Consider the following 13,464-nt stretch of genomic DNA (forward strand, 5'->3'; position numbering starts at 1 on the left):
TTGTTATTTAATGCAAGCCAGACCATTTGGTCAGTATGTTGACTTACCACGTTTTCACGCCAACTACTCCTCATGACTGTATCTATTTTACCATATTTTTCGTTCTTGTCAAGAAATTTTATCAATAAGCAATAACAGAGCTTATATTTCTTCTAATTCATTGAAAAGAATATCGTTTACTGACGATGGATCGGCTTTCCCTTTCATTTCTTTCATTACCTGTCCGACAAGGTAACCGATTGCTTTCTTCTTTCCACTCTTATAATCTGCAACTGACTGTGGATTTTTTTCAATAACTGCTTTAATAATTTCTTTCAGTTTATTCTCATCCTTCACTGTCTTTAAGCCATTTTTTTCAACATAACTTTTAGGATCGATATCTTCAGAAAAAATAAGCTCAAAAACTTCTTTTGCAACAGTTCCTGTAATTTCTTTTTTCTCAACCAATTCAATCAAGTCAGCCAGATGAACTGCGGAAAAAGAGAGTTCCTCCGGTTCCATTTCCCGTTCATTTAATAATCGCATTGCTTCAACCATGAGCCAGTTAGATACTTTTTTTGGTTTCTTACAGATTGCTACGGTTGTTTCAAATAAGTCTGCTAATTTTTTTGAACTTGTCAATATAGAAATATCATATTCTGGAATGTCGTATTCTTTTTTGTATCGAATCATTTTTTCATCGTGAAATTCCGGCTGGTTTCTTTTTACTTTCTCAATCCATTCTTCACTAATTATAATTGGTACAAGATCTGGTTCTGGAAAATAGCGATAATCTTTTGCATCTTCCTTTGAACGCATTGGATAAGATAATTCTTTATTGTCATCCCATCTTCTTGTCTCTTTTATTACTTTATTCCCTGACTCAATCCGTTCAATTTGGCGTCTTGTTTCTCCTTCAATCGCACGTCTGATTGCTTTAAATGAATTCAAATTTTTCATTTCAGTTCTTGTCCCAAGCCTTTCCTCTCCAACTTCACGAACTGAAATATTCACATCTGCTCTCATAGATCCCTCTTGTAATTTACAGTCAGACGCACCAAGATATTGTATAAGCAGACGAAGTTTTTCCAAATAAGCAATCACTTCATCACCAGAGCGCATATCCGGCTCGGATACAATCTCAATTAAAGGAACACCGGAACGATTGTAATCAATCAAAGAACTTTCTTCCCATTCATCATGAATCAGTTTTCCTGCATCTTCTTCCATATGAATCTCATGAATTCCGATTCTCTTCTTGTTTCCTGCTGTTTCAATTTCCAGATATCCATCGTGACAAATTGGAAGATAGAGCTGGGAAATCTGATAGTTCTGAGGATTATCCGGATAAAAGTAATTTTTACGATCAAACTTACATTGTCTTGTAATCTCACAATTTGTCGCAAGCCCTACCGCCATCGCATATTCAACAACCCGCTTATTAAGTACAGGAAGAGAACCCGGCATACCGGTACATACAGGACAGGTATGAGTATTTGGCTCTCCCCCAAATTCTGTACTGCAAGCACAAAATATTTTCGTTTTCGTCGCAAGCTCTACATGAACTTCAAGTCCTATTACCGTTTCATACTGCATGTCCAATCCCTCCTTTTAACTCTTTCTCCTGATAAAACGTCTTTGTCTGCTCAAATGAATATGCCGCCCGGATTATCGTGTGCTCATGGAAACAATTTCCTATCATCTGTACTCCGATTGGAAGCCCTTTCTTATCGATTCCACAAGGAAGACAAACCGCCGGCAAACCAGCCAGATTAACCGATACAGTATAAATGTCCCCAAGATACATTTTAATCGGATCGACCAGACTTTCAGAAAGCTTCGGTGCTGTCGTCGGTGCTGCAGGTGCTAAAATAATATCATACTTCGCAAATGCCTTATCAAATGCTTCTTTAATTAACGCCTTTGTTTTTAATGCCTTTAGATAATACGCATCATAATATCCGGAACTTAGTGCAAAAGAACCAAGCATAATTCTTCTTTTCACTTCGGATCCAAATCCTTCTGAACGGGTTTTTTTGTACATTTCATGCAGTCCTTCAAATTCTTTTGCACGATATCCATATTTTACTCCATCAAACCTTGCAAGATTTGAACTTGCTTCTGCACATGCAATCACATAATAAGCCGGAATTGCATAATCAATTAAACTTAACTCAAACTCTTCTATTACAGCACCTTTCTTTTCCAATTCCTTTGCTACATTAAGAACCTTTTCCCTTACTTCATCTTCTAATCCGTTCGCAAAATAATCTTTCGGAATTCCTACCTTCATTCCTTTTACATCATCCACTAACGCACTCGTAAAATCATAAGCATTTCTCTTAATACTGGTACTGTCTTTTCTGTCATAAGAAGCAATCATTTCTAAAATTGTCGCACAATCCGTTACATCTTTTCCAATTGGTCCGATTTGGTCTAAGGAAGAGGCATACGCAATCAGACCATATCTTGATACCGTTCCATAAGTTGGTTTCAATCCTGTCACTCCGCAAAAAGAACTCGGTTGACGGATAGAGCCTCCCGTATCAGAACCCAGAGAAAAAAAACATTCTTCTGCAGCTACTGCAGCACATGAGCCACCGGAAGAACCTCCCGGGACATGTTCTTCATTCCATGGATTTTTTGTAGCTCCATAATAAGAAGTTTCTGTTGTACTTCCCATAGCAAATTCATCCATATTTGTCTTTCCAATTACAATAGCTCCCTCTTTTATCAGATTTTCCACTGCAGTCGCTGTATAAGCAGGATAAAATCCCTGCAAAATCTTAGAAGAGCATGTCGTTTCCATTCCCTTTATACATAAATTGTCCTTAATCGCAACCGGAACACCTGCTAATGCTCCTGTCAACTTTCCACAATCAATCCCTTTTTGAATAACTTCCGCATTTTTTAATGCTTCTTCCTTTTGAATGGAAACATAACAATTCAAGCTCTTTTCTCTTTGCTCTATCTGTTTAAAGCAAGCTTCTACTGCCTCTTTCACCGATACCTCATGACATTTTATTTTTTTTCCAAGTTCTACTGCTGTTTCTTTTATCAATTCCATCTCTTCCCCTCCTTAATCAATCGTCTTTGGAACTTGAAAACATCCACTTTTTTTCTTCGGAGCATTTAATAAGATCGCATCTTTCTGATTCTCATTTTCCACTTTATCTTCCCGAAATACATTGGTAACAGGGAAAATATGTGACATTGGTTCTACATTCCTTGTATCCAGTTCTTTTAATTTGTCAATATAAGAAAGCATCTGATTCATATCATTTTTTGCTTTTTCTTTTTCAAATTCTGATAGTTGTAATTTTGCAAGTATTCCAACATATTCAATCATTTCATCTGTTATTTTATCTGCCATTTTGATATTCTCCTTTTCCTATTTTAAAAAAATCCCAAAGTAAGGAGTCCTTACTTCGGGACGGGATTAGATTTATCACATTACTCAGCATCAAATATTGTGTTTAATGTTTTTTCCATATCTGCCACCAGATTAACTACTAATGCATTTCCCATCATAAATCGACGTTTTCGCAATGGCATTTCCACTGTTTTTCCCTTAACCAAACAATATTTTGTATGATTTGTAGGAAATCCCTGAATCCGTTCCGTTTCCGTAGCTGTAAGCAATCTTACTCTTCCAGTCTTCTTATCTTTTACAATATGAGTTGTTCTACTAAATCCACCTTCTGATGTCAGCATTGTACGTGCTGGTTTATCTTCCTGATCAATCATGGAAATGGCACCTTCTGAAAATACATATTCATGTCCTGTCGCACTTATACGTAATAATTTTTTTGCGCCTTTCAGATACTGCCAGGTTTGCCTATCTTCTTTCGGAAGTCGTTGTTCCGTTTCATCACTATGTGTAACTGCTGGATCTGTATAGTATAATTTTTCTTCTGGAATAAAATACTGTTCCTCCACTTCTCCTGTCTCCATAACATCTCCAAGCGTTATCTGTTTCCCATGATAATCCGGTATGGTTTTAATTGTATATATTATTCCATCTTTCATTATTCCAGAATTTTCAAATGCACATTTAAATGTGTCAGATACTTCTCCTACTTCTACAGGAAGTTCCTTAATATTCATCTTTGCAGATTCCGCTTTATTTACTGAGAATGTTTTTGCAAAAAATCCCTCTTTCAAAACTGCTTTTTCCATACATTTTATTTTTTTATCTTTTTCCAATATATCCATATATCCAATTGTTTCTCGAATTCTCTTGGCATATTTCGTGTTATTTTTATAAGCAAAAATAAATGTTCGGCGTCGCCTCTGCTGGTATCCATATTCCGCAGCATTTATCACACGCCATTCCACTGTATAACCTTCATCTCGAAAACATGCAAGAATCACACCAAAATCCCTACCTCTTTGCTTAGCAGGCGATTTTAACAATCTATCAACATTTTCCAATAATACAAATGGTGGTTTCTTTGCTTCTAACGTTTCACGTATTGACCACCATAAAATTCCTTTTTTTCCCTCAAGTCCTTTAGACGTAGCTAACGAAGAAGCTACTGAGTAATCCTGGCACGGGAAACCGCCAACCAACAGGTTAAAATCAGGAATCGTTGTTTTATCCACATCCTCAATATTGTAATTCGTTTTATCTTCTCCATTATTGTCTAATCGTGTCCCAAATCGATATACATAACAGTCATGGGCGTACTGTGTCCTTTTCTCTGCTGGCTCCCACTGACTAAACCAAACCGTATCCCATTTTTCTTCTTTCCCATAATCTTCTACTGTTTTTATATTATTAAGTCCACATCTAAAACCACCCACTCCGGCAAACAATTCGCAAACTGTTTTCTTCACTTTTTTTACCTCTTCTTTTTAGTATCGAACGATCGTTCTTAAATATGATAACCTATTTTTATTTTCTTGTAAAGATTCTTTTCTATTTTTTAGTATGATTTTATGAAATTTTTAATCTGTTGTTTCATATATTTTTTGTTAAACCAAAAACACTGTTTTGTGATATATTTCCCTGTAGGTATCGGAACGTCTTTCAACTCCTTTGGAATTTCTTTAAGCGTAATAACCTCTGCAGGCTTTTTTAATCTCACCGAATTACCATTTTCACAAAAATATTCACTTTCTCCAGCCTTATTTCGTACATGTGCTACTTTATTGAAGTCACTTTTCGGGAAATTATTTTCATATACAAATATCAACTGTCCTTCTTTGTCATGCGATAATTTCTGCTGCAGTTTTATTCCATTCTTTATTACTTTTCTCGTTTCTTTCCAAACTTCTTTTACCTTATTTTCATCTTTTTTAGGGATATACCATATCATAGCATTGTTTAAGACTTCTTTTCCAGCCGCGTTCTTAGAAAATATCACAAGCAAGAATTTTGAATCAACCATTTCATCATAAACAATAGACTCTGTCCAACTTTTTTCTTTCAATAATGCATCAAAATCAAACACTGAAAAGGACATATCCTGCGTTGGGGTTCCATTTTCATCAATTGTAATCGTTCTTAATTTATAGTTCGCTTTTTGAAACTCATCCGTTTCTTCCAATTCACACTCACTGTTGTATATTTGCTTAATAATATCATTTTTATCCCTATATCCATTACGATAATTAGAAAATTCTTTTTTCAGTGAGTCAACTGTTCTTCCCAAATATTTTTTCAAAATTTCAAGCAGAATATCATCAAATTCTTTTTCTTTGGGCAATGCAATATCTGGCAAAATACAAAATATTTCCTCAGTGCTAATCATTCTTTCGTTAAATAATTTTGTCATATATGACTTCTTAAAAGAATACGCCCTTGGTTTTGCCTTCGGATATCTATCATCATATTTTACTTTTTCATCTCCTCCACTACCTTTTCTAGCAGGGCTCAAATACATGAAATCTCGTTCTGATAATTTATGTGCTTTTCCTTCTTTTACATATCGTGCAATTTTTTCCCAATCATGCTGGATAATCATCTGATCCCTTTCTGGTAATTTTTCCAACAAAATTTCATCTATTTTTTTTACACTAAAATCCTCGCGTTTCACACCTTTTATATACTGATAATACATAACAAGTAAATGATGATTTTTCGTCCAAAATCTGCTTTTTTTATATTCATTCCAATTTTCATCTTTATAATTAATTTTCCCAAGTGATAATCTTTCTTTCGCTCTATATCCTCTGCTATTAATCAAAAAAGGAGTTACTTTCAATTCGATATCAGCCTCCTTAAAATCTGGTTCATCCTCTCTATTGCATGCATAGTTAAACCAGCCTTCTTCATATGACTGCCCGATAGCCCCCTTTCCATGTTTCTCCTCTAATCCATTTTCCTGCTGAAATTTTTTTGCTAATTCAAAAATTTTTTTGAAAGAATGTCCTATCGCTTCTTCCGCTCTTTGTCTTACTTCCTCTGAAGTTTTATATTCTCTATTACCCATTATCAATCCTCAATAAAACTCTTATCTAACTGCGACAAAATATAACTATTATTCAACCAAAAACACTGTTTCGGATACTGTCTCCCATCTGGAAGTTCATAAGTATCTTTTGCGTTTTGTGCATGCGGTCTTACATGGCATACTGGATTTTCTGATGCTTTCGGAAAATTATTATAATTCTTTCCATTCTTCTTTTCTATCTGAAGTCCTTCACGAATTACTTTCTGTGTCTTTTCCCAGACAACTTTTACATTACTTTCCAAGTCATCATATGGAATGTTCCAAAATTGACACCCCTTCAGCTTCAATTCATCCTGCTGGTCAAACTTATAAACTACAAATAAAAATCTTGTTTCCCGCAAGTAATTTCCAAACGTAGAATTTTCCCACTCTTCATCTACTAATTCCTTAAATTTAAAAGTCGGGAATGACATATTTTGTCTTATCTTTTTATTTTTTGCAATGCGTATAGTCTTAACTACCACATTTGCCTTTTCAAATTCTTCAGCATGATTTCCCTTTATCCCTAACATTCGATATGCTAACATTGCCTCCAGGTTTTTTGGTTTCTTTTGATACTCTATATGAAATGTGCTACATAACTCAGTAACTGTTTGATTACAATACATATCTATTTTATGTACAACATAGTCTTCAAAAGATTCTTCTGCATTTCCCCTAATAATTGGTTCATACGTATTTTTTCCTGGAATAATATAATTATTGAGAACATATGTCATGTATGAATTTTTAAATGCAAATGCCCGTGGCTTCGCTAATTCCTCACTAAACGGCTGTTTCCGTCTGTCTTTAGATGTTGCTGCCTTTGGTGCAGCTCCCAGATAGAGAGTATCTCCCTCAGATAATTCATGTGCTTTTCCGTTTCTGATTTTTTCAACAATAATTTCAAAATCATGTTTTATAATTTTTATGTCTTGTTCCGGAGGTGCAAACAGCTTCACATAACCAATACGATAATCCAAACGATTCTTTATCTCTTGTTGATACAAATAATACACCAATAAAATCAAACGAGCCTTTTGCCACATATGACTATCTTCAAATGTTTCATTCACAACTGAAAAATAGTCAATCATTGTCAATATCAATCTCTCCTTGGCTACTAGAGTTCCATTTTTATTTTGTTTATATGGTGTTACTTTAAGCTCCACACCCGCTTTATCAAAGTCCGGTCTTGCATCATTATTCGCCTGATAATGAAAAAATCTTTCTTCTATCAGTTCTCCCAAACCGCCTTTTCGCTTTTTGTTTTCATGCTTCACTTCATAATCTGCTGTTTCTCTGACAACCATCGCTTTCGTGATATCGTCTTGCCTGCATATATCTGCAAACGTTTTTCCAATCAGATTTTTCGCATATGTTTCGATTGAAATAGGATCCGTTTCATCGTATTTATTTGAATAATTTTCCATTTACCTCTCCTCTTCATTCCTTTGAATATTACGCTCTATTTTCTTAACCCAATAATCTGGATTTTTCCTTTTTCTAATTTTGGTTTCAATATTTTCCAATCTTTACTATAAAAAATGCAGTTCTTTTATTAATATAATCCATTTCATTGTATCAAACTAACAGCTACTGTTCAATTCTTTTCCCTAAAAAGAAAAATTCCCCATCTCTTGATGAGGATACTTACACACAGTTTGCCTATGCATGTAAACAGTTCGGTGTATGGTTATCGTCCAGTAGTGTTTCACAGGTAAAAGGACGTATACAACACTTAAATCAGGCAATACAGTCATGCCTGCCAATCGAATTAAGACTCGCAGGCATAACAACCATAAATATCAAGCACAGCCTCAGAGACAATAACCGATATTATTATCATATACTTGACAATGTTTTTTATTAATTTTTAGTTAAAAAGACTTCCAATAAAATCTACTACACTGCTGATAATATTATTGAAAAAATTGCTGATTTTGGCACCAAGACCATCTGTATTAACTCCTAGATCAGCCAGTTTATCATATAGTTTCTTGGCCTGTTCTTTCATAGAATCTACGTCCAAATCCAAATCGGATACTTTTCCCATAAGCTTTGTAACCTGTTCAATCTGTTCATTCGATAAATCAAAGTTTAGTTCTTTCGCAGCTTCTACGATTGCATCTTTAATTTCTTCCGGTGTATCAAGATTTTTCTCTGCAATGTTTTGCTTTACTAGTGCCATCAATTCTTCTACTTTATTGGAATCTCCTGTATTTTCTGCTATTTCACCTGTCAGTACAAGCTCATTTACCGCTGTGTCCATCGCTTCTTCACTAATCTCTTCACCCGTCATTACAGAATATGCTTCCATTGCACCGACAAGTGCTGCCGTACCTGTAATATTAAAAGGTCCTGCAACTACAACTCTTGCATTTTTAATACCGGCAGTAATTAATGCATTCGTATACATCCCTTGTGTACAATATGTAATATTATGGGTGTCCACCGTAATGCCAGTTCCATCTGCCTGCTTTTCAACTAAAACAGAAGACAAAGCACGAGAACCGATAACAGACGCATCCATATATTCTCCTAAATATTTCTTTTCATCTGCATTTGTAACCTGAATTACATCATAATTTGCCAAATTAGTTTCCGAAACACCTAAAAGCTGATAAACCGTTGCCTTTTCACTAGCCTTTAAATCTGCTCCCAATGCTAAAAATGGTTTTTCCTCTCCTTCCACACCATCTGCCTTTGCTGAAATTGGCATAGCCGAAACTAAAAGCATTGCTGCCATACAAAGCACGAACCACTTTTTATAATTTTTCTTCATTTTCCTTTTCATCATTTTCTTCAACCTTCTTTTCCTTTCTTCCATGTTTCTTGTTACTCTAAATTTATCCTGTTTCTTATGTTTCTGATTTTCAATCTTCTTCAATATTTTTAATCTTTTGTAAATACAAATGGCGTAAAAACATCGTACTTAATACGACAGAAGCTATTTCCGCTAATGGAAATGACCACCAGACTTGATTTAGTCCAAAGCAGATTGCTAAAATATAAGCGGATGGCAAAATAACAACAATCTGTCTTACAACAGATATAATCAAACTAAACATACCATTTCCAAATGCCTGAAATACAGCACTTAAAATAATACTATATCCTGCAAAGATAAAACAAATAGAAATAATACGAAGTGCAGGCACTCCAATTTCCATCATATGTTCCGAAGCATTAAACATCTGAAGAAGTGGTTCAGGTGCAACCTGAAATAGCACAAATCCAAGAAACATAATGACACAAGCGATAATAACGCTTAACTTAATTGTATCAATGATACGCTTTTTATTTCTCGCTCCATAATTGTATGCAAGAATCGGTATCATTCCATTATTAAGACCAAATACCGGCATAAATACAAAACTATTTAATTTGAAATAAATTCCAAAAACAGATACTGCCGTAGATGAAAACATTAATAAAATCTTATTATAACCATAAGTCATTACAGAACCAATAGCCATCATAATAATGGATGGAATACCAACTTTGTATATAATTTTAATAATTCTTCCACTTGGTCGAAATCCTCTCCATTTAATTGTTATCTCCGGATTTCGTTTCATATTAAACCAATAAGCCAATATCATAGCTACAATTTGTCCCATAACAGTCGCTACCGCTGCACCGGCAACCCCCATCTTTGGGAAACCTAAAAGTCCAAAAATAAGGATTGGGTCAAAAACGATGTTAATAATGGCTCCAATTCCCTGTGTTATCATTGTATAGAAGGTGTTCCCTGTAGCTTGTAGCAGTCGTTCCAACGTAACTGCCCCAAAAATACCAATAGAAACAATCGTAATTACAGACATATACTGTGTTCCGTGAGAAATAATATCCATGTTGTCTGTCTGCATTGAAAAATAGGTTCTTGCTCCAAATAACCCAAATAAAGCAAATAAAATAGAACTAAGCAATGCTAAAAATAATCCATTCATTGCTGCTTTGTTCGCTTCTTCATACTTTTTTTCACCAAGGCTTTTTGACAAAAAAGCATTAATACCAACGCCAGTACCGGAAGCAACTGCAATCATCAGATTTTGAATCGGAAATGCAAGGGAAACTGCCGTTAGGGCATCTTCGCTTATTCTTGCTACAAAGATACTATCTACCACATTATAAAAAGCCTGAACTAACATAGAAAGCATCATAGGCAAAGACATTGTAATCAATAGCTTAGGAACCGGCATTACTCCCATTTTATTTTCTTTTCTCTGTTGTAATTCTGCCATAAAAATATTTCCTTCCTCTATCTTATTTCATAATGCTTTATTATGCCACAAAGCATTATGCCGGCGATACCATTCGCCCTCCGGCTAGTATAACATAAGTTTTGCTACTTGTCACCCTAGACACAAATGTCTTATAATAATAACGAGCAAATTTAACTTTTTACTGCCAATTTTAAAAAAATGAAAAGGAGTTTTAAATATGCAAATTACAATTGAACAATTAAATCAACTAAAACAGCAACAAATCTCTAAGGATTTAGCTTCTTTAAAAACAAACGAGCATAAAAATGTATATCAATATATATTGCACTTAATTAATTCGAATTCACTTTTGACCAAAGAGACCCTTTCCATTTTTCATGCCTTATATCAAGATGCTTCCCTGTCTTACCAAGATAAATTTACCCCATCCGATTACCGTAATTGCACTCTGGTTCCTCTTACAGCAAACCACAAGCCTCCCAAACCAGAAGACCTTCCTCATCTGATGGAACATTATCTCAATCAAATTAATACTTCCAAAGGTATTTTCTCCCCTATCGAGTATGCTGTCCTGTGCCATAAAAGATTTTTAGATATCTCACCATTTTCGGATTACAATCTGGAAGTTGGAAAACTGCTTCTTGACTATCTTTTGTTAGCAGAAAATCAAATATGTTTTCTTCCAGATAATGATGCAAAATACTTTAATGCTTTAGAGCAGGCACAACAAATGGATTATCCGGTTATAGAACCTCTAATTCAATATATTAGTTCCTATGTTGTTCAAATAAAGTAATTGAAATTCATCGCTTTTTCTAGTAATTATATCATATTTTTTACGTTTTGAGATACACAAAATGGATATCACAAAATATACATTTTATACGAGTTATCATCTATTAACAAAACAACATAACATGATATAAAAATAATATTTTGTGATATCTACTTATAATTCTTTTGATTCTATATCATATATTACAAATTTTTCCTTCCTCTAGTCGAATAATTCTTTCACATCTTGAAGCAACATCTTCATCATGAGTAACGAGAACAACTGTTGTTCCTTCACGGTTTATTTTTTTCAAAATATCTATGATATTTTCAGTATTTTTTCTATCTAAAGAGCCCGTCGGTTCATCTGCTAATAATAAGTTTGGTTTCATAGTTAACGCTCTGGCAATCGCAACCCTTTGTTTCTCCCCTCCCGATAACTGATACACTGGCTTTTTTAATAATGATATAATGTTCAAGTCAAATGACAATTCCCTTACTCTTCTCTCTATGTTTGTCTTACTTTTATTACTAATATACATAGGTATAGCAATATTATCAAAAACAGACATTTTAGGAACTAATGCAAAATCTTGAAAAATATAACCAATCTTCTTGTTTCTGTAGGAAGCACAAAAACTTTTACTCTTTTTCTTCATACTGACATTTTCAAATAAATACTCTCCTGTATCAAATGTGTCTACAAGTCCTAAAATATGGAGTAATGTAGTTTTTCCTGAGCCTGATTTTCCGACAATTGCTAAAAATTCTCCAGCTGGAACCGATAAATCAATTTCTTTTAATGCGTGATAAGGTTCTTGAAAATCATCACGATACATTTTGGATATTTGTTTTAATTCAATCTGCATTAATTTTTCCTCCATAAATGTTATAACTCATCTTTTTTCAAAAAATATCTAGTAAAACCAAATCCACATAACTCTAAAAAACAACCGTATATAAGAGTCACAAAACTATTTATTTTCGTCCATTTATAGGCAGTTATAATATGAATATTAGGCAATCCTATAAAACTAATTATAACTACAAAAATACTAAATAAAATAATAAATGAAATCTCTCCAAATTCAATTTGATAAAATTGCTTTTTCTGCATGCCTAACAATTGATAAATAGAAAATAGCTGTCTATTATTTTTTGAATAAATAAACATTGCTGATACCATTCCCAATATAACAATGCAGACATAAAGTACTTGAATTGATATAATATGTTGATATTCTTGTTTTGTTTCTTCTCTACTATTTTTTTTCATTTCGTCAAAAGAAATTAAATTACCATATTGAATCAGTGATTGAATTGTCTGTTTATTCACATTTTTTTGTAACATTATAACTAAAGAACATGGGCTAAATATTTCACTTTTTCCTAAAACTAACGAATCATCCACAGTCAAAATAATATTCTCTCTAAATACCATACTATCTTGGTAAGTGCCTCTTTCCCCCATCCAATCAAGTAGCATAACTCTTTCCGGTTCTTGTAAAATTCCAATCACTTTCATTTTTCTAAGCTGACCTGATTCCGTCTTAACTTCTATCATTTGATTGACCTTATATTTTTTTGCTATTTTTCCACCAATTATCACTTCATTCCTATCTGGATATTTAGAAAACCATGTTCCTTTTTTCAAAGAATATACAATTTTTTGCATAGCATCATTTAAATAAACAGTTGTAATTTTCTTACCAGACTGTCCTGCTTTATTTAATATAAGCTGGTTTTGTATGTTATATCCAATTTCTTTTACACCTTCAATATTTTTGAGTTCTTGTAAAAGGTTTTCTATAAAACCACTTGAATTATTTCCGGTATAATAACTTACAGCTCCGGATAAATAATAAGTATTTTCTGGATATTGCTGAATATACGAATTAATTGCATTCGTTTGAAGAGCAGACGAAAATGCCAAATTGATTTCTAATAAAATATTAGCTAAAAGAATAAAAAGAATTGTATTCGTTACTAAATTCATTCGATAATTTTTTAAAATTAAATGTACCATCGTTCCCCCACTACTTTTC

At 33.7% G+C, this 13,464-nt stretch carries 11 protein-coding genes and 1 pseudogene; 1 reads left to right on the plus strand and 11 read right to left on the minus strand.

All coding sequences use genetic code 11. From position 1 onward, the window contains the following. Positions 1 to 141: 141 nt before the first annotated feature. The 9 genes and pseudogenes from gatB to FYJ58_RS00675 all read right to left on the minus strand — a co-directional run bounded on the left by gatB (position 142) and on the right by FYJ58_RS00675 (position 10,663). Positions 142 to 1,575 carry an Asp-tRNA(Asn)/Glu-tRNA(Gln) amidotransferase subunit GatB gene (gatB, locus tag FYJ58_RS00640; protein WP_331464127.1) on the minus strand — a complete coding sequence of 478 codons (1,434 nt, stop codon included), beginning with the start codon at positions 1,573 to 1,575 and terminating at the stop codon, positions 142 to 144. Next, the gene (gatA, locus tag FYJ58_RS00645) at positions 1,565 to 3,046 is read right to left on the minus strand and encodes an Asp-tRNA(Asn)/Glu-tRNA(Gln) amidotransferase subunit GatA (protein ID WP_154515711.1); all 1,482 of its coding nucleotides are present in this window, start codon (positions 3,044 to 3,046) and stop codon (positions 1,565 to 1,567) included. Before gatA ends, gatB begins: the two co-directional genes overlap by 11 nt. A gap of 12 nt (positions 3,047 to 3,058) precedes the next feature. Beyond that, positions 3,059 to 3,352 (minus strand): Asp-tRNA(Asn)/Glu-tRNA(Gln) amidotransferase subunit GatC, encoded by a 294-nt coding sequence (gatC, locus tag FYJ58_RS00650; protein ID WP_154515714.1) that lies wholly within the window; start codon positions 3,350 to 3,352, stop codon positions 3,059 to 3,061. A gap of 80 nt (positions 3,353 to 3,432) precedes the next feature. Beyond that, on the minus strand, positions 3,433 to 4,818 hold the full coding sequence (gene dcm, locus FYJ58_RS00655; RefSeq protein WP_328597763.1) for a DNA (cytosine-5-)-methyltransferase: 1,386 nt from the start codon (positions 4,816 to 4,818) through the stop codon (positions 3,433 to 3,435). Between the two features lie 89 nt (positions 4,819 to 4,907). Continuing rightward, the gene (locus tag FYJ58_RS00660) at positions 4,908 to 6,416 is read right to left on the minus strand and encodes a Sau3AI family type II restriction endonuclease (protein WP_154515717.1); all 1,509 of its coding nucleotides are present in this window, start codon (positions 6,414 to 6,416) and stop codon (positions 4,908 to 4,910) included. 2 nt (positions 6,417 to 6,418) lie between these two features. Further along, entirely contained in the window at positions 6,419 to 7,849 is a 1,431-nt protein-coding gene (locus FYJ58_RS00665) for a Sau3AI family type II restriction endonuclease (protein WP_154515720.1), read from the minus strand. Positions 7,850 to 7,855: 6 nt separating this feature from the next. After that, a pseudogene (locus FYJ58_RS15280) lies at positions 7,856 to 7,962 on the minus strand (very short patch repair endonuclease); the annotation flags it as partial. A gap of 330 nt (positions 7,963 to 8,292) precedes the next feature. Next, positions 8,293 to 9,216: a DUF1002 domain-containing protein gene (locus FYJ58_RS00670; protein ID WP_205839115.1), complete on the minus strand. Its 924-nt coding sequence runs from the start codon at positions 9,214 to 9,216 to the stop codon at positions 8,293 to 8,295. 76 nt (positions 9,217 to 9,292) lie between these two features. Next, positions 9,293 to 10,663 carry an MATE family efflux transporter gene (locus FYJ58_RS00675; RefSeq protein WP_154515726.1) on the minus strand — a complete coding sequence of 457 codons (1,371 nt, stop codon included), beginning with the start codon at positions 10,661 to 10,663 and terminating at the stop codon, positions 9,293 to 9,295. A 199-nt stretch (positions 10,664 to 10,862) separates the two neighbouring features. Between FYJ58_RS00675 and FYJ58_RS00680 the strand changes: the two genes are divergently transcribed. Further along, a complete protein-coding gene (locus FYJ58_RS00680; protein WP_154515729.1) occupies positions 10,863 to 11,441 on the plus strand; it encodes a Fic family protein in 579 nt (192 codons plus the stop codon). Between the two features lie 175 nt (positions 11,442 to 11,616). Here the strand turns inward: FYJ58_RS00680 and FYJ58_RS00685 are convergent, their stop codons facing one another. Together FYJ58_RS00685 and FYJ58_RS00690 are read right to left on the minus strand one after the other, a co-directional pair. Further along, positions 11,617 to 12,288: an ABC transporter ATP-binding protein gene (locus FYJ58_RS00685; protein ID WP_205839116.1), complete on the minus strand. Its 672-nt coding sequence runs from the start codon at positions 12,286 to 12,288 to the stop codon at positions 11,617 to 11,619. A 20-nt stretch (positions 12,289 to 12,308) separates the two neighbouring features. Beyond that, a complete protein-coding gene (locus FYJ58_RS00690) occupies positions 12,309 to 13,445 on the minus strand; it encodes an ABC transporter permease family protein (protein ID WP_154515735.1) in 1,137 nt (378 codons plus the stop codon). Between the last annotated feature and the right edge of the window lie 19 nt (positions 13,446 to 13,464).

This window comes from Velocimicrobium porci (assembly GCF_009696045.1).
Classification (GTDB): domain Bacteria; phylum Bacillota; class Clostridia; order Lachnospirales; family Lachnospiraceae; genus Velocimicrobium; species Velocimicrobium porci.